At 63.6% G+C, this 20,643-nt stretch carries 21 protein-coding genes; 11 read left to right on the top strand and 10 right to left on the bottom strand.

Annotation, left to right across the window (positions count from 1 at the left end; genetic code table 11):
* Window positions 1-10: 10 nt before the first annotated feature.
* From CUV01_RS09040 to CUV01_RS09030, 3 genes are read right to left on the bottom strand one after another with little or no spacing between them, the layout of a single operon-like run.
* A complete protein-coding gene (locus CUV01_RS09040) occupies window positions 11-778 on the bottom strand; it encodes an SDR family oxidoreductase (protein ID WP_101460183.1) in 768 nt (255 codons plus the stop codon).
* A 1-nt stretch (window position 779) separates the two neighbouring features.
* Complete coding sequence (locus tag CUV01_RS09035; protein WP_101460182.1) at window positions 780-1,523, bottom strand: SDR family oxidoreductase; 744 nt, start codon at window positions 1,521-1,523, stop codon at window positions 780-782.
* 15 nt (window positions 1,524-1,538) lie between these two features.
* Window positions 1,539-3,320 carry an IlvD/Edd family dehydratase gene (locus CUV01_RS09030; protein ID WP_101461980.1) on the bottom strand — a complete coding sequence of 594 codons (1,782 nt, stop codon included), beginning with the start codon at window positions 3,318-3,320 and terminating at the stop codon, window positions 1,539-1,541.
* 120 nt (window positions 3,321-3,440) lie between these two features.
* Between CUV01_RS09030 and CUV01_RS09025 the strand changes: the two genes are divergently transcribed.
* The gene (locus tag CUV01_RS09025) at window positions 3,441-4,655 is read left to right on the top strand and encodes an SMP-30/gluconolactonase/LRE family protein (protein WP_101460181.1); all 1,215 of its coding nucleotides are present in this window, start codon (window positions 3,441-3,443) and stop codon (window positions 4,653-4,655) included.
* Window positions 4,656-4,679: 24 nt separating this feature from the next.
* Here CUV01_RS09025 and CUV01_RS09020 read toward each other — a convergent pair whose 3' ends face one another.
* Window positions 4,680-5,603 carry an NAD(P)-dependent oxidoreductase gene (locus CUV01_RS09020; RefSeq protein ID WP_101461979.1) on the bottom strand — a complete coding sequence of 308 codons (924 nt, stop codon included), beginning with the start codon at window positions 5,601-5,603 and terminating at the stop codon, window positions 4,680-4,682.
* 70 nt (window positions 5,604-5,673) lie between these two features.
* Between CUV01_RS09020 and CUV01_RS09015 the strand changes: the two genes are divergently transcribed.
* From CUV01_RS09015 to CUV01_RS08985, 7 genes are read left to right on the top strand one after another with little or no spacing between them, the layout of a single operon-like run.
* A complete protein-coding gene (locus tag CUV01_RS09015; protein WP_101460180.1) occupies window positions 5,674-6,822 on the top strand; it encodes a fumarylacetoacetate hydrolase family protein in 1,149 nt (382 codons plus the stop codon).
* A 57-nt stretch (window positions 6,823-6,879) separates the two neighbouring features.
* Complete coding sequence (denD, locus tag CUV01_RS09010) at window positions 6,880-7,857, top strand: D-erythronate dehydrogenase (protein ID WP_101460179.1); 978 nt, start codon at window positions 6,880-6,882, stop codon at window positions 7,855-7,857.
* Entirely contained in the window at window positions 7,844-8,590 is a 747-nt protein-coding gene (locus tag CUV01_RS09005; protein ID WP_198731900.1) for a GntR family transcriptional regulator, read from the top strand. The genes denD and CUV01_RS09005 overlap by 14 nt, the downstream gene beginning before the upstream one ends.
* Window positions 8,591-8,629: 39 nt before the next feature.
* Window positions 8,630-9,082, top strand: a complete 453-nt coding sequence (locus CUV01_RS09000) for a GAF domain-containing protein (RefSeq protein ID WP_101460178.1) — start codon at window positions 8,630-8,632, stop codon at window positions 9,080-9,082.
* Window positions 9,060-9,449: a GFA family protein gene (locus CUV01_RS08995; protein WP_232962658.1), complete on the top strand. Its 390-nt coding sequence runs from the start codon at window positions 9,060-9,062 to the stop codon at window positions 9,447-9,449. The genes CUV01_RS09000 and CUV01_RS08995 overlap by 23 nt, the downstream gene beginning before the upstream one ends.
* A 46-nt stretch (window positions 9,450-9,495) precedes the next feature.
* On the top strand, window positions 9,496-10,122 hold the full coding sequence (locus CUV01_RS08990) for a LysE family translocator (RefSeq protein ID WP_101460176.1): 627 nt from the start codon (window positions 9,496-9,498) through the stop codon (window positions 10,120-10,122).
* Window positions 10,119-10,766: an RluA family pseudouridine synthase gene (locus CUV01_RS08985; protein WP_101460175.1), complete on the top strand. Its 648-nt coding sequence runs from the start codon at window positions 10,119-10,121 to the stop codon at window positions 10,764-10,766. Before CUV01_RS08990 ends, CUV01_RS08985 begins: the two co-directional genes overlap by 4 nt.
* Window positions 10,767-11,005: 239 nt before the next feature.
* Here the strand turns inward: CUV01_RS08985 and CUV01_RS08980 are convergent, their stop codons facing one another.
* From CUV01_RS08980 to CUV01_RS08970, 3 genes are all read right to left on the bottom strand, one after another.
* Window positions 11,006-11,629, bottom strand: a complete 624-nt coding sequence (locus CUV01_RS08980; protein ID WP_101460174.1) for a cysteine hydrolase family protein — start codon at window positions 11,627-11,629, stop codon at window positions 11,006-11,008.
* Window positions 11,626-12,069: a MarR family winged helix-turn-helix transcriptional regulator gene (locus CUV01_RS08975; RefSeq protein ID WP_232962656.1), complete on the bottom strand. Its 444-nt coding sequence runs from the start codon at window positions 12,067-12,069 to the stop codon at window positions 11,626-11,628. Before CUV01_RS08975 ends, CUV01_RS08980 begins: the two co-directional genes overlap by 4 nt.
* 109 nt (window positions 12,070-12,178) lie before the next feature.
* Window positions 12,179-12,946 carry an MBL fold metallo-hydrolase gene (locus CUV01_RS08970; RefSeq protein WP_101460172.1) on the bottom strand — a complete coding sequence of 256 codons (768 nt, stop codon included), beginning with the start codon at window positions 12,944-12,946 and terminating at the stop codon, window positions 12,179-12,181.
* Window positions 12,947-13,078: 132 nt separating this feature from the next.
* Here CUV01_RS08970 and CUV01_RS08965 point away from each other — a divergent pair, with 132 nt between their 5' ends.
* From CUV01_RS08965 to CUV01_RS08955, 3 genes are all read left to right on the top strand, one after another.
* On the top strand, window positions 13,079-14,134 hold the full coding sequence (locus CUV01_RS08965) for a saccharopine dehydrogenase (RefSeq protein WP_101460171.1): 1,056 nt from the start codon (window positions 13,079-13,081) through the stop codon (window positions 14,132-14,134).
* A gap of 1 nt (window position 14,135) precedes the next feature.
* The gene (locus tag CUV01_RS08960) at window positions 14,136-15,296 is read left to right on the top strand and encodes a saccharopine dehydrogenase family protein (protein ID WP_101460170.1); all 1,161 of its coding nucleotides are present in this window, start codon (window positions 14,136-14,138) and stop codon (window positions 15,294-15,296) included.
* Window positions 15,297-15,393: 97 nt separating this feature from the next.
* Window positions 15,394-16,614, top strand: coding sequence for a PQQ-dependent sugar dehydrogenase (locus tag CUV01_RS08955; RefSeq protein WP_101460169.1), 1,221 nt, complete (start codon window positions 15,394-15,396; stop codon window positions 16,612-16,614).
* 8 nt (window positions 16,615-16,622) lie between these two features.
* Here the strand turns inward: CUV01_RS08955 and CUV01_RS08950 are convergent, their stop codons facing one another.
* Genes CUV01_RS08950 through CUV01_RS08940 form a run of 3 tightly spaced genes read right to left on the bottom strand, consistent with a single transcriptional unit; the run spans window position 16,623 to window position 20,643 of the window.
* Window positions 16,623-17,543, bottom strand: a complete 921-nt coding sequence (locus tag CUV01_RS08950; protein WP_101460168.1) for a DMT family transporter — start codon at window positions 17,541-17,543, stop codon at window positions 16,623-16,625.
* Between the two features lie 3 nt (window positions 17,544-17,546).
* Window positions 17,547-19,040 (bottom strand): UxaA family hydrolase, encoded by a 1,494-nt coding sequence (locus CUV01_RS08945; RefSeq protein WP_101460167.1) that lies wholly within the window; start codon window positions 19,038-19,040, stop codon window positions 17,547-17,549.
* Between the two features lie 10 nt (window positions 19,041-19,050).
* Complete coding sequence (locus tag CUV01_RS08940) at window positions 19,051-20,643, bottom strand: TRAP transporter large permease (protein WP_101460166.1); 1,593 nt, start codon at window positions 20,641-20,643, stop codon at window positions 19,051-19,053.

Below are 20,643 nucleotides of genomic sequence, written 5' to 3'. Positions count from 1 at the left end.
GCTTTTTCCTTTACACCGAGGCCGTGATGCCCCCGTCCACAAAAATTGTCGTTCCGTTCACATAGCTGCAGGCATCCGACGACAGAAAGATCGCCGCGCCCACCAGTTCGGGCAAATCGCCCCACCGCCCCGCCGGCGCGCGCTTGCACAGCCAGTCATTGAACGCCTCATCTGCCTTTAGCGCGGCGTTCAGTGGCGTGTCGAAATAGCCCGGCGCAATGGCGTTGCAGTTCAGCCCGTGTTTCGCCCAATCGGTCGCCATGCCCTTGGTCAGGTTGGCCACCGCACCCTTGGTCGCCGTGTAGGGCGCGATGCCGGGCCGGGCCAGCGCGGTCTGCACGCTGGCAATGTTGATGATCTTGCCGGCCTTGCGCGGGATCATGTGCAGCGCAACCGCCTGGCTGACGTGAAACACGCTGGCGATATTGGTCTGCAACAGTTTTTCAAAGGCATCTGCCGGGAATTCCTCCAGCGGTGCGCGGTGCTGCATCCCGGCATTGTTGATCAGGATGTCGATGGCGCCGTGATCGACCTCGAATCCATCCACCGCCGCGCGAACCGCATCGTGATCGGTCACGTCAAAGGACAGGGTCTCGACCTCCAGCCCATCCTGACGCAGCAGGTCGGCGGTTTCGTCCAGCTTATCTGGGTTGCGCCCGTTCAGAACGATGCGCGCACCAGCGGCCCCCAACCCCTGTGCCAGCGCCAATCCGATGCCTTGCGAAGATCCGGTGATCAGCGCGCAGCGTCCGGTCAGGTCGAACAGTGAGAGGCTCATCCTAGCCCCGCCCGATAAAGGGCATCTTGGTCGCCATGACGGTCAGGAACTGGATATTCGTCCCATCCGGCTGGTTCGCCATATACCAGACCGCGTCCGCGACCTGTTGGGCGTCCATCACCGGTTCGACCTTGTTCGAGCCATCCGCCTGCGGCACGCCGCGCGTCATGCGTTCGGCCATCGAGGTCAGCGCGTTGCCGATATCGACCTGACCGCAGGCGATATCGAAGGGCCGCCCATCCAGCGAAAGGCAGCGCGTCATTCCCGTGACCGCATGCTTGCTGGCGGTATATGCGATTGAGCCCGGGCGCGGCACATGCGCCGAGATCGAGCCGTTATTGATGATCCGCCCGCCTTGCGGGTCTTGCGACCGCATCACCCGGAAGGCGGCGCGGGCGCAGTTGAACATGCCGTTAAGGTTCACGTCGATGACCAGCTTGAAATCATCCGGCGCAATCTCGTCCGGTGTGGCGGCGGGGATATTGGTGCCGGCATTGTTGAACAATGCGTCCACCCGGCCCCACTTGCCGATGAACATGTCAAAGGCGGCATCCACCGCATCGGCCTGAGTCACGTCGCAGGGCAGTGACAGCGCATTGGCATCGCCGCCTGCCGTTTCGTTCAACTGATCCTCGCGCCGGCCGATCAGGCCCACGCGCCAACCCTGTTTCAGGAAATGCTGCGCCGTGACGCGGCCAATGCCGCTGCTGGCACCGGTGATGATGATCGTCTGCTGATCGGCCATGGTCGCCCTCTTGGGTTAGTGGTTGTCGCGCGGCAGATCCTTGACCACGCGGTGATAAGCGGTCGCCAGCTCAAGACAGCCGCCATCGGCAAGCTGGCCGACATTCTTGCGATAGATCTCCTGCCAGGGCGTCTGGTTGACCAGCTCTGGCGGCGTCCATGCGTCGCGACGGGCTTGCCAGTCGGCCTCATCGACCAGCGCATTCATGGTCCGCGCGTTCAGGTCAAGCCGCACCATATCGCCGGTTTCCAGCAGCGCCAGACCGCCACCCACCACGGATTCGGGGCTGGCATTCAGGATCGACGGACTTTCGGACGTTCCCGATTGCCGTCCGTCGCCCACGGTTGGCATGTGGTTGATGCCCTGTCTGATCAGCGCGTCAGGCGGCTGCATGTTCACCACCTCGGCGCTGCCGGGATAGCCGACGCAGCCGACATTGCGGATGAACAGGATGCAGTTCTCGTCGATGTTCAGGGCCGGGTCGTTGATCCGGTCGTGGTAATCCTCGGGGCCCTCAAAGACGATGGCGCGGGCCTCGTGGACGTTTTCAGCGCCCGGATGTGACAGGAAGCGCTGACGGAAATCGGGCGAGATCACGCTGGTCTTCATCAACGCCGAATCGAACAGGTTGCCCGACAGCACGAGGAAGCCCGCATTCTGACGCATCGGGTCAGCGACGGTGCGGATCACGTCCGGGTCGCGGCTGTCCCAGCCATTCAGGTTCTCACCCATGGTTTTGCCGGTGGCGGTCATCGCGTCCTCGCGGATCAGCCCTGCGTTCTTCAACTCGCCCATCACGGCAGGCACGCCGCCGGCGCGGAAAAAGCTTTCCCCCAGATATTCGCCCGCCGGCTGCATGTTCAAAAGCAGTGGCACTTCGAAGCCGACGGTTTCCCAGTCCTTCACATTCAGTTCCACACCGGCATGGCGGGCAACGGCCTGCAAATGCGGCGGGGCGTTGGTTGATCCGCCAATGGCCGCGTTGACGACAATGGCGTTCTCGAAGGCCTCGCGCGTCAGGATGTCAGATGGTTTCAGATCGTCCAGCACCATCTGCACGATGCGCCTGCCGGTCTCATAGGCCATGCCCATGCGTTCGCGGAAGGGCGCGGGAATGGCCGAATTGCCGGTCAGCGACATGCCAAGCGCCTCTGCCATTGCGTTCATCGTGCTGGCCGTGCCCATGGTGTTGCAATGGCCAAGGCTGGGCGCCGAGGCACAGACCCGGCTGATGAATTCGTCATAATCGATCTTGCCCTCGACCAGCAGCCGGCGGCTTTCCCAGACAATCGTGCCCGAGCCCGCCCGCTTGCCCTTCCACCAGCCGTCCAGCATCGGGCCGCCATTCAGCGCAATCGCCGGTATATCGACCGTGGCCGCGCCCATCAGCATGGCGGGCGTGGTCTTGTCGCAGCCGGTGGTCAGCACGACACCGTCCAGCGGATAGCCGTGCAGCACCTCGACCAGCGACAGATAGGCAAGGTTGCGGTCCAGCGCGGCGGTGGGACGCTTGCCGGTTTCCTGGATCGGGTGCACCGGGAATTCCATCGGAATGCCGCCACCGTCGCGGATGCCGGCCTTGATGCGGTCCATCAGAAAGACGTGGATCTTGTTGCAGGGCGCGATATCGCTGCCGGTTTGGGCGATGCCGATCACAGGGCGCTCGCCCTGCAATTCCTCGCGCGTGTATTCCTGGTTTTGATAGCGTTCCAGATACAGCGCAGTCATGCCCGGATTGTTCGGATTGTCGAACCACTCCTGACTACGGAAACGTTTATTGGCGCGTGTGTCCGACATGCTTCCCTCCACCATACGGCGATTTACCGTGACCCTGAATTTTGGTATACCATCTCTGCGGGGTCTGTAAAGCGCAAGCCCGCGCTATAGCAGAACCGCAGTCACCTAGGGAGAGAAATCATGAGTCAATCGTCTTTCGGGCGGGGTCTGACCCGCCGCCAATCCCTATCTGCCATCGGCCTTGGCAGCGCGGCGCTGGTCGTCGGCGCCGCCCATGCGCAGGATGTCGCAGCACCGGCCGAGCCCTATTCGACCGTGACCGATCCACGCCGAAGCTTTGGCCCGGATGCAGAACCCAACGTCTATTTCTGGGACCCTGATGTCATTGCCGTCGATGACGCTTTCAACGGGCTTGCCCAGCCCAACGCCCCGATCAAGCGGCTATGGACCGGCGCGCTATGGGCCGAGGGACCGGCCTGGAACAGCGTCGGCAAATTCCTTGTCTGGTCCGATATTCCCAGCAACCACCAACTGCGCTGGCTGGAAGATGATGGCCATGTCAGCGTGTTTCGCGCGCCGTCCAACAACTCGAACGGCAACAGCTTTGACAGGCAGGGCCGGCAATTGACCTGCGAACACCTGACCCGCCGGGTCGTGCGCTATGAACTTGACGGATCGGTCACCATCCTTGCCGACCGTTTCGAAGGCCAGCGGTTTAATTCGCCCAATGATGTGGTGGAACACGAAGATGGCAGCATCTGGTTCACGGATCCGCCCTATGGCGGGCAGTTGTACGAAGGTGCACCGGACGCCGCCGGCGGGCCATCGAACCCGGACGGGCTGATCGACAACACCCTGGGCCAGCCCCCCGAAATCGGCGAGGCGGTCCGCGAGATGGGCCACGGCGTTTACCGGATCGGCACCGACGGCACCGTTACCCGAATGATCGAAGAGGCGCAGGTGCAGAACCCGAACGGACTGTGTTTGTCGCCCGATGGCAGCCGGCTTTACGTGGCCAGCACCGGCAAAGGACCCGGCGACACCGGAGAGGGTGGACAGGGCGAGGTCTTTGCCTTTGACATCGCCGCTGACGGCACCGCCTCGAACGGCACGGTGTTTACCGACTGCATGGTTGACGGGGTGAAATGCGGGCCCGACGGGCTGCGCTGCGATGTCTATGGCAACCTGTGGGCCTCCAGCAATGCGGGCCGGGCCGTCGGATATAGCGGCGTGACCTGCTGGTCGCCCGAAGGCGCCTTGCTGGGCCGCATTCGCCTGCCCGAGGTCTGCGGCAATGTCTGTTTCGGCGGGCCCAAGCGGAACATCCTGTTCATGGCGGCCAGCCAGTCGCTGTATGCGGTGCCGACCGCCACGCAAGGCGCCGGCCCCGCCTGACCCATGGGCGGGCGGGGCTGTTGATCAGCCCTTGCCCGCCGTGACCAGTTCTTCCATGTCCAGCCCGTTCAACTGCGCCATGATATCGGCAAGCTGCGGCACGTAATCGCCGCCATGCCCTGTTGCCTCGGCCGTGGCAAAGCTGTTGCGCATCGCCGCACCCATGGGATTGGCGATCCCGGACTGCATCGCCATCGCCGCGCAATAGCGCAGATCCTTGGCGGCATTGGTGATGGTGAACTTGTGCGCCTCGCGGTCCCGGCCCACCGCTGCCGACATGAAGGTATCGAAAAAGCCGTTCGACATGCGGCTGGAGCCGATGACCTTTTGGACGGTTTGCGGGCTGATCCCCGCAGCACCCGCCGTCACCAGCGCCTCGGCGAACAGCGCGGCATAGCCCATCGAAATGAAGTTCATGATCAGCTTCATCTTATGGGCCGATCCGACCGGCCCGATATGGTTGATGTTGCCCGCCCAGCAATCGATCACCGGCAGCACCTGCTGAAATGTCTCCTCATCACAGCCGACCATGGCGTCCAGCGTGCCTTCTTCCGCCTCTTTCGGTGTACGACCCAAAGGCGCATCGACCATCTTCGCACCCTTGGCGGACAGTTCTTCGGCCAGCGCAATGGTCGAGTTCGGATCGGCCGTCGTCGCGTCGATCACGATCAGCCCCTCATGCGCGCCAGCCAGAATGCCGTCCGGGCCACGCATAACGCCCTCGACGCTGACCGAATTGGGCAGGCACAGATGGATGATGTCCACCTCGGACGCCATCTGCTTTGGCGAGGCGGCCTCGGTCGCGCCCTGGCCCAGCAGATCCTCGACCGGCTGGCGATTGCGGTTGCCGATGACCTGCATCGGGTGGCCCTGCTTGATCAGGTTCCTGGCCATGCCGTGGCCCATATAGCCCACGCCGATAAAACCGATCCTTGCTTTCTCTGCCATCATCTTCCTCCCGGACTTGCTGTCGGAAAAATGGTATACCATAATCGCCGCCAGACAAGTGGGGGATATCATGGCGAAACTGAATTTGCCTCAGGACGGGCTGTTTGTGGGGCGCATCTGGCGGCCAGAGATCGGACCGGCGCTGGTCCTGGTGCGCGACGGCAAGGTCATCGACGTGACCACGCCCAAGGTGCCGACAATGCGCGACCTGCTGGAACTGGACGACCCCGCCGGATGGCTGGCCACAGTCACGGGCGAACCTGTCTGCGATCTGGCCGCGCTGGAACAGCCCACGGATGATGCGGACGCGCTGCGCCTGTTATCGCCGGCCGACCTGCAGGCGATCAAGGCCAGCGGCGTGACCTTTGCCGAATCGATGGTCGAGCGGGTGATCGAGGAACAGGCCGCCGGCGACCCCGACGCCGCCGCCGAGATCCGCAGCCGGATCGGCGCAAGGGTGGGCGATAATCTCAAGGGCATCGTGCCGGGGTCCGAACGCGCGGCAGAGGTCAAGCGGATCCTGCAAGAGGAAGGGCTGTGGTCGCAATATCTGGAGGTCGGGATCGGCCCGGATGCCGAGGTGTTCACCAAATGTCAGCCGATGGCCTCGGTTGGCTGGGGCGCGCGCGTTGGCCTGCATCCGATCAGCCGCTGGAACAATCCCGAACCCGAGATCGTGCTGGCCGTCGACAGTCAGGGCCGCATCAAGGGCGCAACGCTTGGCAACGACGTGAACCTGCGCGATATCGAGGGGCGCTCGGCGCTGCTGCTGGGCAAGGCCAAGGACAACAATGCCAGCGCCGCGATCGGCCCGTTCATCCGGCTGTTCGATGACGGCTATACGCTGGATGACGTGCGGCAGGCGGAACTGACACTGAAGGTCGAGGGCACGGACGGCTTCGTGCTGGACGGGCGCTCGTCGATGTCAAAGATCAGCCGTGACCCCAGTGATCTTGTCGGTCAGACGCTTGGTCGCCACCACCAATACCCCGACGGCTTCATGCTGTATCTGGGCACGCTGTTTGCACCGACACAGGACCGGGACGCGCCGGGCCAGGGCTTTACCCATCATCCCGGCGACAGCGTCAGCATCAGCGAGCCCAAACTTGGCAGTCTGGTCAATACGGTGGCCCTGTCGACCGAATGCCCCGAATGGCGCTTTGGCACCGCTGCGCTGATGCGAAACCTTGCGACGCGCGGGATGCTGCACATGCCTTGATTTCCCCAGTCGCGCCGATAATGTATACATAAGAGCGCAAGACCGGGGGGAGTCTCAGTGAATATCCTGATTATCGGAGCGGCCGGCATGGTCGGCCGCAAACTGGCGCAGCATCTGCTGACGACCGGCAAGCTGGGCAACGAGGCCGTGGATCAGATCACGGCCTTTGACGTGATTCCCGCTGATTTGCAAGCCACCGCTGACGGTCCGTCGCTGGATATCCGCGCGGGCGACATTGCAGATCGCGCCACGGTAGAGGCGCAGGTCGCTGAACGGCCCGACGTGATCTTTCACCTCGCGGCTATCGTCTCGGGCGAGGCCGAGGCGGATTTCGACAAGGGCTACAGCATCAATATGGATGGCACGCGCCATCTGTTCGAAGCCATCCGCGCCCTGCCCGATTATCACCCGCGCGTGGTCTATACCTCATCCATCGCCGTCTTTGGCACACCATTCGAAGAGCCCATCACCGACACATTCATCACCGCGCCGCTGACCAGTTATGGCGCACAGAAGATGATCGGGGAATTGCTGTTGAACGACTATTCCCGCCGCGGCATCTTTGACGGCATCGGCATCCGCTTGCCCACCATCGTCGTGCGGCCGGGCAAACCGAACAAGGCGGCCTCGGGCTTTTTCTCGGGCATCATCCGTGAACCGCTGGCAGGCATACCCGCCGTGCTGCCGGTCGATGACGATGTGCGCCACTGGGTCGCCAGCCCCGATTCCGCACTTGGCTATCTGCTGCATGCGGCAACGATGGATCTGGCCCCGGTCGGCCCGCGCCGCTGCCTGACCATGCCGGGCCTGTCGGTAACCATCGCCGATATGCTGGCCGCGCTGGAAGAGGTGGCGGGACCGGAAACCGCAGCACTGGTCAAGCGCGAACCCGACGCCACCATCCGCGCCATCGTTGCTGGCTGGCCGCGCGATTTCAACGCCGCGCGCGCAACCGAGCTGGGCTTTACCACCGACGCGAGTTTCCAGGACATCATCCGCGCCCATATCCGCGACACCGGCCATGGCGCGGCCTAGGATCGCCCCACCACCGACCGCAGCCGTCCGGCCTGCGCGACCCAGACCCAGCCTGTCGGGTATCGCCGCCATGCCGGCGCGCGACCGGGCCTATCACGACCTGCGCTATCGCATTCTGACGGGGCGGCTGGCGCCGGGCACCACCCTGCTGGAAACCGAACTGGCGGCGCTGCTGTCGCTGTCTCGCACTCCGGTTCGCGAGGCCACGATCCGGCTGGCCGAAGAGGGCCTGATCTCGATCCGGCCCCGCCATGGCATCACCGTGCTCAACCTGACGCTCAGCGACGTGCGCGATATTCTCGATGTGCTTTCGGCATTGGAAATTCGCGCGGTCGAACTGGTCGCTTTACGCGGTCTGTCTGACGCGGAACATGACGGCCTGCTGCAACTGCTGGACCGGATGGAGCGCCTGACCGAGGCGGGCGATATCGCGCAATGGTCCAATCTGGATGACGATTTTCATTCCTCGATCGCGGCCCTGTGCGGCAATGCCCGCCTGCTGCGTACGCTGGACGAATATTGGGGTCAGCAATATCGCCCCCGCATGATGATCGTGCCGCTGCGCCCCAAGCCCACACAATCGAATATCGAACACCGGCGCATCGTTCAGGCCCTCGCAGATCGCGACGCCGAGGCCGCGCGAGAGGCGCAGCAAAAGCACCGTGCCCGCGCCGACCGCCAGCAGCTTGATCTGTTGCGGGGCCGCATGGCCGATAGCGGTCTGGGCGCATAGGCTCTTTTCCATCGCGCCCGCCCCGCCTAGATAGGCCAGATGATCGATTATGACGCATTAGCGGCCCGCATCAGGGCCCTGACCGAGGGCGAGACCGACGAGGTCGCGCTGATGGCCACGCTGGCCTGCGAAATCCACCAATCCGATGACCGTTTCGACTGGACCGGATTTTACCGCGTTGTCGCGCCCGAATTGCTGAAGATCGGACCCTATCAAGGCGGTCACGGCTGTCTGGTCATTCCGTTCTCTCGCGGGGTCTGCGGTGCCGCCGCACGCACCGGTGCGGTGCAAATGGTCGCGGATGTCGATGCCTTTCCGGGCCACATCGCCTGTGCCAGCAGCACCCGGTCGGAAATCGTGCTGCCGGTCCGGGGCAAGGATGGGCGGCTGATCGGTGTGCTGGACATCGACAGCAATCTGCCCGACGCTTTCACCACAGAAGATGCGGACAGGCTGGGGGGCATTCTGGGTGACACATTCGGCGAAATCTGAGGTCCGGGGCGCCTGCCTGTGCGGTGAGGTTCGGTTTTCCGGGCAACCCGGCAGTTCCGATGTGACCGCCTGCCACTGCGGCCAGTGCCGAAAGTGGTCGGGCCATGTCTGGGCCTCGTTTCACCTCGAACAGCCCAGGATCGCCGGCCCGGTGCGCTGGTTCGCCTCTTCATCCGAGGCTGAGCGCGGTTTTTGCAGCAATTGTGGATCGGTTCTGTTCTGGCGGCCGCTTGGCCGCGATACCGTCTCGTTCTCGCCCGGTGCGCTGGACAATCCGACCGGGCTGGCGCTGACCGGCCATATCTTTGTCGCCGACAAGGGCGACTATTATCAGATCGCGGATGGACTGCCGCAACGCCCGCAATAAGATGCCCGCCATACGATCCTGAAACCAAGGACAAGTGCGACAAACCATGATCTGGGACACGATCGCCAATATCCCGCTGCCGCAGTTGATGGCCTTTATCGCCGGCGGCCTGGTGCTGAATTTCGCGCCGGGGCAAGACGTGTTCTTTTCCAGCGCCTGCGGCATACAGGGTGGACCGCGCGCGGGTGCACTGGCGGGATTTGGTGTCGGGCTGGGCGTGCTGTTTCATCTGACGCTGGCAACTGTCGGGCTGGGCGCCATCGTCGCCGCCCATCCCGAGGCTTTGCGTGCGATCAAATATATCGGCGCGGCCTATCTGCTGTGGCTGGCATGGAAAAGCTGGGCCGCGGGGCCGGTCGAGCCCGAGGCGCGCGGCTCGCGCAGGCCTTGGAACATCATCCGGCGCGGCGCCTTGTCGAACATCCTGAACCCAAAGCCGGTGCTGTTTTTGCTGGCGTTCCTGCCGCAATTCACCAGCCCGGCCTATGGCCCGATCTGGCAGCAGATCCTGGGGCTGGGCCTGATCTTTGCCTTCACGGGCACGCTGGTCACCATGGGTTACGGCATCGTTGCGGGCTATGCCGGGCAGATGCTGGGACGCCGGCTCGGGCTGGTCAACAAGATCGCGGCTGTGATGTTTGCCGCGCTGGCGGTGCGTCTGGTGGTCAAGTGAACCAGAGCTACGATCCGCCCACCGACCCGCTTGATGTGATCCATGCCGACCATGAAATTCTGGTGGTGAACAAGCCCGCTGGTCTGCTGTCGGTGCCCGGAAAAGGCCCGGACAAGGCCGATTGCCTGATCGAGCGCCTGCGCGGAGCCTTTCCGACGATCCTGCTGGTGCATCGGCTGGATCAGGACACGTCCGGCGTGATGATCTTTGGCCTGACGCCCCATGCGCAGCGCAAGCTGTCCAAGCAGTTCGAGGATCGAAAGACCAGGAAAATCTATGTCGCCCGCGTCGCCGGACGGCTGGAACCCAAGACCGGAACGGTCGATCTGCCGCTGATCGTGGACTGGCCCAACCGCCCGCGCCAGATGGTCGATCACCAGCAGGGCAAGCCCGCGCAGACCGATTGGCGGGTGATGAAAGCCAATGATCAGGAAAGCCGCGTGCGGCTGTTTCCACTGACCGGGCGCACGCATCAGTTGCGGGTGCATATGGCCGAGATCGGGCACGCGATCCTTGGCGATCCGTTATATGCGACGGGCGCGGCGGCGGATCATCCGCGGCTGATGCTGCATGCCGAAAGCTTGCGGGTGAAACATCCTGACAGCGGCGTGGCGGTTAATTTCAGCGCAACGGCACCGTTTTAGGGGCGATCCGTTTTGCGCCAGCAATTGCTGGGATTTTCGTCGCACAATCAGTGCACAGCGCGGGCACAGGCTGTACACAGGGCGTACACAGGTTGCGCGCGTTGCGTGGCTTGAGAATAGACGATTGCATATCTGCCAACCCAACCCTGACGCCCAGACAGGATGGATAGAGTTAGGCAAGCCCCATCGCGCTGCACAAGTGGCGGCATCGCGCTTACTCTGGCCCATCCCCAGCCCGGCTATTGCAACACCACGTCGCGGGCGGTCAGGCGGTTGGTTGCGTCCTTTATCGGGGCCGCTGCGAGGGTGCCGTGCTGGACGATGGTGACGTCAACGCCGCGGTTGCGGGCGGCAAGCGCGGTTTTCTGGACGCAATGGTTGAAATCCAGCCCGACGATCCGGATTTGGCCGACGCCGAACTCGCGCAAAAGGGCGTCCAGTTCGGCTGTGTCGAACGCATCCTGCACCCGCTTTATCAGGACATGGTCGGCCAGCCCGGCAAACGGCGCTGCAAGCTCTGTGCCTGCGGTGCCTGCGATGGCCTGGCCTTTCATGAACAATCTGGCGACCATTCTGGTGGCAGGGATGGACCATTCCTGACGCAATGCGATGATGGGAAAACCTTTCGTTTTTGCGGTTTCGACCTCATCGAGGATAACGGTTCTGGCGGCCGTTTTCGCGGCTTCGGCATACGGGCCGTGATCCCAGAACACCTGTTGCAGGTCGATGAGGATGAGGGCTGTTCCGGTGCGGTCACCGATTGGTTGCCCGGTGCTGATCGCGCCGATGCGCCTGATGCCCGCCATCAGCCAAAGGATAAAGACGAGCGCTGCGACCCCGAGCACAAAGAGAAATGCTGTCATGGTTTGCGGCCCTTTTCCTTCAGCTTTGAAGTCACCGACAGAACCACGTTCAACGCCGTCGCGACCTCTTGTTCTGACAGCTCTGCACCGATGGTCTGCATGATGGCCATTTCGCGCGTGATGGCGTCGTCGATCAGCTGGCCGCCGGTTTCCGTCAGGGTCAGCAGGGGCGATCGCTTGTGCCGGGGGTTCGGGCGCTGTTCGGTGAAACCCGATGCCAGCGTCTCGTTGACCATCAGCTGCACATATTGACGATTGATTTCGAGTTTGGCGGCGATATCCGGCACGGACAGATCACCCTCGGCGCGCAGGATCTCGAGGACCGCGCGCATCCGGACGGTCAGGTCCGTTCCGGTCAGGCCGTCTTCTACGCATGCCTCGGCGGCCTGCATCAGCGGGCGGGACATCCAGACAAGCTTGTAGAGATTGTGAGTCTTCATGATGACAACATGGATGCCATTATGACATCTATGTTGTCAATTAGAGATTTTTCAGGGAAGGCGCACCCCGGCCAGACAGGCCAGCCGGGGCCTGGGAAGGGAGGCGTGATCAGCCTTCGCCGTTCGGATACCAGTTGGCGATGATCACGTTGCTGCCGGAATCGCCGGCCTCGACCAGGCGTTTGAATTCCTCGATATCGCTGCCCTTGTGGTGGTAGGGGTAGACGTTCGCGGGTTTGAACGCGGCGACCCCTTGGGCGGCCTGTTCGACCGTCATGGTAAAGGGCAGGTTCATCGGCAGGAAGGCGACCTCGATATCGGTCAGCGCGGCCAATTCCGGCGTGTTTTCGGTATCGCCGGCGATATAGATGCGTTTGCCGCCGATGGTCAGGACATAGCCGTTGTCGCGCCCTTCGGGGTGATATTGCAGCCGGTCTTCGGTGAGGTTGTAGGCGGGGATCGCCTCGATCCCGATATCGCCCTGCATCGCCTGACCGCCGTTTTCCATGGCGGTGGCACGCGCCATCAATGCCTCGGGCAGCATGGCGTGCACGGCGGGGTTGGTGATGATCGGCACCTCGGTCCCGATGCCCTCCAGCGTGGCCGCGTCATAGTGGTCGCCATGCTCATGGGTGATCATGATCAGGCCCGGCGCGGGCAGGTTTGCGTATTTCCCGGCACCGCCGACGGGATCGACATAGATCACCTGTGCGGGCGTCTGGATCACCATCGAGGCGTGGTCAACGGGATGAATGACCACATCACCGCCCTCGACGGCGTAGCTGTTGGCATCCTGCGCGAGGCTGAGCCGAGGCAGGGCAAAGACGGTCATGGCGGCGGCACCCAGTTTCAGGCTGGAACGGCGGTTCAGTTGCATCGTCTTTTCTCCTGTCTGGTCATCTGTTCATTGCGGGCTCAACGCGGGGCCGGCAGGCAGGTTCCGACGCCTCTGTCTTGTGGCAGGGCGCGTGCTGGCCTAAATATCGCGGGTGTCTGAGAGGAAAAACGCATGACGCAGCTATGGGTCCGGGCGGAAAGCCGCGCCAATGAAGACCGGGTTGGCATCACGCCTGAGGGTGTGGCCGCGCTGATCGGGGACGGGATGGAGGTGACCGTCGAGGACAGCGCGAATCGCGTCATTCCGACCGAGGATTACCGCAAGGCGGGCGCGACGATCGCGCCGGCGGGCAGTTGGGTCGATGCCCCCGATGAGGCGATCATCTTTGGCCTGAAAGAGCTGCCCGACGATGGCACGCCGCTGCGCCATCGCCACATCATGTTCGGTCATGCCTTCAAGGGTCAGGCGGCGGGCAAGCTGCTGCTGAAGCGCTTCAAGGCGGGCGGCGGGGCGCTGTATGATCTGGAATATCTGCTGGACGACAACGGCCGGCGGCTGGCGGCCTTTGGTTATTGGGCGGGTTTTGCAGGTGCTGCGGTATCGCTGAAGGCCTGGGCGGCGCAGCAGCGCGGCGGCATCTGCGGCGCGGTCCATGCCTGGCCGGACAAGCAGGCCATGACCGACGATCTGCGCGCCGCGCTGGACGGGACCGGGCATCCCCGCCCCGCCTCTATCGTGATCGGCGCGGCCGGGCGCGTCGGCACCGGCGCCTGCGATCTGCTGTCGCAGATGGGCTGCGCGGTGACCAGATGGGACATGGCCGAGACAGCGAGCGGCGGGCCGTTTCCCGAATTGCTGATGCACGGCGTCTTTATCAACGCGATCCTGGCCAATGAAGGCTGCCCGGTCTTTATCCCCGCCGATGCGACCAATCCGGGCCGCTATCTGACGGTGATCGGCGATGTGGCCTGCGATCCGACCAGCGCGTTTTCCCCGATCAAGGTCTATGACCGGACCACCACCTGGGCCGAGCCGGTTCTGCGCGTGGCCGAGAATCCGGCGCTGGACGTGATGGCCATCGACAACCTGCCCTCGATGCTGCCACGCGAAAGCAGCGCCGATTACGCGGGGCAACTGCTGCCGGTCCTGCACCAGCTTGACCAGATCGAGCACGGCCCCTGGGGTCGGGCGCATGTGCTGTTTGACGAACATATTCGAGGGTTGTGAGATGACGATACACTGGATTGGCACTGGACTGTCATCGATCCCCGGATTGCGTCGGCTGATCCGCGATGGCCGCCCTGTCACCGTCTGGAACCGCACCTTGGCCAAGGCGCAAGAGGCAGTGGGCGATCTGAGCAATGACATCCGCGCCTATAGCCCCGATGCGCTGGCCGCCGTGCTGGCCAAGGGCGATGTGGTGGTATCCATGCTGCCCGCCGATCAGCATCCGGCGCTGGCGCAGATGGCCATCTCGAAGGGCGCGCATTTCATCAGTTCCAGCTATATCTCGCCCGAGATGGCGGCGCTGGACGAGGCCGCGCGGTCGGCTGGAGTGGCGCTGGTCAATGAGGTCGGTCTGGACCCCGGCATCGATCACCTGATGGCGCATGATCTGGTGGGCGACTACCGGCAGAAGGCCAAGGCCGGCGATGTGATCAGCTTTACCTCTTATTGCGGCGGCGTTCCGAAACATATCAACACCTTCCGCTACAAGTTCAGTTGGTCGCCGCTTGGTGTGCTCAGGGCGCTGCGGTCACCGTCGAAATCCATTCGCGACGGCGAGGTCCGCGATGTCGAGCGCCCCTGGCACGCCATCGAAACCTATGACGCGCCCCTGCCCACGCCCGAGCGGTTCGAGATCTATCCCAACCGCGATTCGCTGCCCTTCGTGGCGCAATACGGGCTGGACCCGGATTGGAAGGTCGATGAATTCGTGCGCGGCACGATCCGGCTGAAAGGGTGGAAGGACGCCTGGACGCCAACCTTTGAAGAGATCAACGCGCTGGAAGGCGAGGCCGGCGAAGAGCGGCTGCGTGAGATCGCCGATCAGCTATGGCGCAACAATTCCTATACCAAGAACGAGGCCGACCGCGTGGTCTTGTTCGTGGCGCTGCGGGCCGAGCGTGGCGACAAGACGGTCTGGCACAAGGAATGGGTCATGGATGCGCATGGCGACCGTGCGGGTTCGGCCATGGCCAAGCTGGTGTCGATCCCGGTCGCGCTAGCCGTCGAGGCGGTCGAGGCCGGTCAGATCGGCCCCGGCGTCCATGCGGCCCCCGATGATCCCGAACTGGTCGCGGGCTGGCTGGTCGAGATCGGGCAGATCGCGCAGCATCTGTCCAAGTTGAACCATCTGAAAACCGCGAAAAGCAAGATCAGCCTCTGACGCGGGCCGGCCTGACGCACAGCACACGCGCAGTTTGGTTGGAGGCCTCTGCGCGTCGTGGCATAACGGCTGCCAACACGCCAGGAAGGGATTACTCATGTACCGTCGCGCCTCTGTCTTTGCCGCAATCATCTGCCTCGGCGGGCCTGCCAGCGCGCAGGATTTCAACGCCACCCCGCCCAATGCCACCGATCAGACCCCGGCATTCGAACAGCAAACCCGCGCGCCGATCCTGGAGGACGGGTTTTCGCTGGAGACCACGGCAGTGGCCGAGGGGCTGGAGCATCCCTGGGGCATGGCGGAATTGCCCGATGGCAGCTGGCTGGTGACCGAACGGCCCGGGCGGATGCGGCTCTGGCGGCCAGGTAGCGGGCTGTCCGAGCCGATCGAGGGGCTGCCTGATGTGGATGGCCGTGGCCAGGGCGGGCTGCTGGATGTGGTTGTGGGCGATGATTTTGCCGAAACCCGGCAGCTTTGGTTCAGCTTTTCGCAGGACCGCCCGCTATGGCGCAGCATCGTGCAGGACCAGCGCCGCGACCGCGCCAACCGCACCGCCGTCGGCACGGGCATCCTGTCCGAGGACGGCACCAGCATCGAAGACATGCGGGTGATCTTTGAGCAGGAACCCTTTATCCACAGCCAATCGCATTTCGGATCTCGGCTGGTGCTGGATGGGCAGGGCGCGCTGTTCGTGACCACCGGCGACCGTGCCTCGCCGGAAACAGAGGCCATGGTGCAACTGGTCGACAATCATATCGGCAAGGTGGTGCGCATCGCGCTGGATGGCGGCCCGGCCGAGGGCAATCCCGTGATCGAGGGCGGGCTGCCTGAAATCTGGTCGATCGGGCATCGCAACCTGCAATCAGCCGCACTTGGACCCGATGGCGCGCTGTGGACGGTCGAGCACGGGCCGCGAGGCGGGGACGAGTTGAACCGCCCCGAGGCCGGCAAGAATTACGGCTGGCCCGTCATCAGCTATGGGATCAATTACAGCGGCGAACCGCTTGCGGGGGCCGGCACCGAGCAGGACGGGATGGAGCAGCCGGTCTATTACTGGGACCCGGTGATCGCGCCGAGCGGGATGGCGTTCTATGACGGCGAGATGTTCCCCGAATGGCAGGGCGATGCGCTGATCGGCGGGTTGGCCGCGATGACGCTGGTACGCCTGCACCTGACCGACGGACAGGTGACCGGCGAGGCGCGCTATCTGCAGGATATGGCCCGCATCCGCGACGTCGAGGTGGCCAGCGACGGCGCGATCATGCTGCTGACCGATGACCCCGAGGGGCAGTTGCTGCGGGTGACGCGCGGCGAATAGCCCGCGCGTCAGACCCGGCGCGAGACGGCCGCGCGGTCGATCTGGCGCAACCACAGGCCGGCGGCGATGATGATGCCGCCGCCCACGATGACCGAAAGCCCCGGCACCGCGCCAAAGATCAGATAGCCGGTGATGCTGACGAAGATCAGTTGCAGATAGATCACCGGCGCCAGCACGGATGCCGCCGCCAGACGATGCGCCCTGACCACCAGCGTATGCGCCGCCAGCGCGACCGGGCCGATGAACAGAAGGACGCTCCATTCCACGGCGTCGTGCGGCCAGGACCACTGGGTCAGCGCCACGGGCAGCAGCACCAGTGAGGCGACGGATGTGCTCCAGAGTTGTTGTGTGACCTGCGCCTCGTTCGCAAGCCGGCGCGTCAGGATGAAATAAAGCGAGGTCGCCGTCATCGCGCAGACGGAAATCAGCATCGCCGGCTGGAACCCGTCGCCCCATGGCTGCATCACCACCAGCACGCCGGAAAAGCCCAGCAACACCGCGGCCATCCGCCTGGCGGTGATCTTTTCGCCCAGGAGCGGCACGGCCAGCAGCGTCGTCATGACCGGCCCCGCGAACATGATCGACACCACCGTCGACAGCGGCAGATAGGTCAGTGCGATGAAGTTCAGCACCGTCGAGAACATCAGACAGATCGAGCGCAAGAGCTGCAGTTTGGGATTTACCGAGCGGAATGCGCCAAGCCCATCGCGCGGCAGGGCAACCGCAACGATCATCACCAGCGCGCCGAAATAGCGCACAAAGGCGACCATCAGCGCGGGCAGCCCGGCAAGGATCAGCCATTTGGCCGAGGTATCGACAACCGCAAACAGCGCAACCGCGCAGGTGAATGTCAGCAGCCCCGAAACGTGATCCGATTGCTCACCCGCGCCCCGAAAGCGCCGGGCAAGGATCTCTGCGCTGGTGGGCATGAATTACATCACCGCGCCGATCTGCCAGGGCACGAATTCATAGTCGCCCAGCCCCTGCACCTCGGATTTGGACTTTTCGCCCGACGCGATGCGCAGCAGCAGTTCATAGATCTCGCGGCCGACCTCTTCGACGGTTGCCTCGCCGCTGAGGATGCGGCCCGCATTCACGTCCATATCCTCGGTCATGCGGCCGTACATTTCGCTGTTGGTCGCGATCTTGATCGAGGGTGAGGGCTTGGCGCCAAAGGCCGAGCCGCGCCCGGTGGTAAAGGCTACCAGATTGCAGCCAGAGGCGATCTGGCCGGTGACCGAGGCCGGATCATAGCCGGGGCTGTCCATGAAGGTGAAGCCCTTGGCGGTCACCGGCTCGGCGTATTTATAGACGCCGTTCAGCGGCGTGGTGCCGCCCTTGGCCTGCGCGCCCAGGGATTTTTCCAGGATCGTGGTCAGGCCGCCCTTTTTGTTGCCGGGGCTGGGATTGTTGTCGAGGCTGCCCTTGTTGCGGGCGGTGTAATCCTCCCACCAGCTGATCAGGCCCAACAGCTTTTCGCCCACCTCGGGGCTGGCTGCGCGGCGGGTCAGCAGGTGTTCGGCGCCGTAGATCTCGGGCGTTTCGGCCAGCACGCCGGTTGCCCCCTGCCCGGCCAGCAGATCGCAGGCATAGCCAAGCGCCGGGTTGGCGGTGATCCCCGACCAGGCATCCGAGCCGCCGCATTGCAAGGCCACCATCAGATCGGATGCGGGGCATTCCTCGCGCGTGGCGGCATTGACCAGCGGCAGCATTGCCTCGACCTTCTTGATGCCCAGTTCGACGGTCTTGCGCAGGCCGCCCACGTCCTGAATGTTCATCGACTGGAACAGCGGGCCGGGGGTCAGGCCATAGGCCTCGATCAGCCAGTCGATCTGGTTCATCTCGCAGCCCAGACCGGCCATCAGCACCGCGCCCACATTGGGGTTGCGGGCATAGCCCCACATGACGCGCTGCAGGGCCTCGAAGCCCTCGCCGTCGCCGGCCATACCGCAGCCGGTGCCGTGCACGAAGGCGGTGACGCCATCGACATTGGGATAATCGACCAGCTTGTCATCGGTGAAATGCGCCGCGATCTTGCGCGCCGCCGTGGCCGAACAGTTCACCGAGGTCAGGATCGCGATGTAGTTGCGCGTCCCCACCCCGCCGGTGGCGCGGCGATAGCCCATGAAGGTGTCCAGCCTGGCCGGCACCGCCGCCGGGCGCAGGTTGGCGCCGAATTCATGGTCGTGGCTGAGATTGCGAAACTCGACGTTATGATCGTGCACATGGTCGCCCTTGGCGATATCCACTGACGCCCAGCCGATGATCTGGGCGTATTTCGCGACCTCGGCCCCCCTGGAAATATCGGCCAGTGCGATCTTGTGGCCGCGCGGGATGGCGGCATTAGCCCCCTGTTCCCCCTTGGCCAGGGCACCAGTTACAGTTCCCACATTGTCGGTGGGGTCGAGGATCACGATCCGGGTCATTTCAGTCAGCTCACAAAAGCAGGGATACGATATTGGGCCAGAGCAGCGGGATGGACAGCGCCAGAAGCTGCAGCATGATGAAGGGCAGGAAGCCCTTGAAGATGTCGGTCAGCGAGATGTCGGGCGGAGCCACCGATTTCAGGTAGAACGCAGCCGGGCCGAAGGGCGGCGACAGGAAGCTGACCTGCATGTTCATACAGAACACGACGCCGAACCAGATCGCCAGATGCTCGGGTGCGATGTTCCCGAAAAAGCCGATCTGTTCGATGGGCAGCTGGTTGATGATCGGCAGAAAGACCGGGATCACCAGCAACACGATGCCAACCCAGTCCATGAACATGCCGAGGATCAGAAAGATCAGCATCATGATCAGGATCACGAACATCGGGTGCATTTCAGCGCCGATGATGGTGCTGGCGATATAGTTCGGACCGCCGATGATCGTATAGGCCCCGGCCAGCGCCGTAGCGCCGATGGTCACCCACAGGATGGTGCCGGTGGCCTTGAGCGTGCGCTTGAGCGATTCAGACAGCAGATCGACCGTCATTTCGCCGCGGATCGTGGCAATGACGGCAACCGCGATGGCGCCCATGCCGGCGGCCTCGGTGATGCCGGTCACGCCGCCATAGATCGAGCCCAGCACAACGCCGATCACGATCAGCGGTGCGACCATGCCCTTGCCCATGCTCCAGGACACGCGCAGCCGCTCGCGTCCGCAGACCAGCAGGATAAAGGCGATCGCCGCGATGGAAATGCCGCCCAGCCAGAGCAGATGCGATGGCGTGCCCAGTGCGATGGGATCGACGCCGGCGACCTCGGAATTGCGGCCGGTGAGGGTAAAGAACCCCGCACGCAGCGCCAGCGCGCCCGTGGCACCCGCCAGCAGCGTCAGCAGGAAGGTGCCGAACAACAGGGTCTTTTCCGAGCCTTCCGGCTCTCCGGGTGTCGGGGGCGGCAGGGGTGCGTCCTCGGGATGCATGCGCACGCGGATGATGATGTAGAGAATGTAGAAGCTGGCCAGAATAAAGCCCGGCACAAAGCTGGCGGTGAACAGTGCCTTGATGGACGTCTCGGTGATCATGCCATACATGATCAGCACGATGGAGGGCGGGATCATCGTCCCCAGCGAACCGGACGCACAGATCGTACCGATGGCCAGGTTGCGGTTATAGCCCAGCCTCAGCATCTGGGGCAGCGCGATCAGGCCCAGCAGCACGACCTCGCCGCCGATGATGCCCGACATGGCGGCCATGATCACGGCCATGATCGAGGTCACCACCGCAATGCCGCCACGGGTCCGGTTGAGCCAGATGTTCAGCGAGTTGTACATCTCGGCGGCGATGCCCGAGCGTTCGAGCAGGTTCGCCATGAAGATGAATAACGGCACGGATATCAGGACGTAGTCGGTGAGGATGCCATAGATTCGCTGCCCGATGATGTTCAGCGGGCCGCTGCCGAAATCCGACAGCAGCAATTCGGGCCCGAACTTCATGAACAGGACGGCGACGCCCAGCACTCCCGATGCAAGGCCAAGCGGCATCCCGATAATCAGCAAGAAGAACAGTGCTGCGAGCAGGATCATCGAAATCGTTGAAATATCCAT

Source organism: Paracoccus tegillarcae, assembly GCF_002847305.1.
Taxonomy (GTDB): Bacteria; Pseudomonadota; Alphaproteobacteria; order Rhodobacterales; family Rhodobacteraceae; genus Paracoccus; species Paracoccus tegillarcae.
This window is presented reverse-complemented; position numbering and strand designations above follow the sequence as displayed.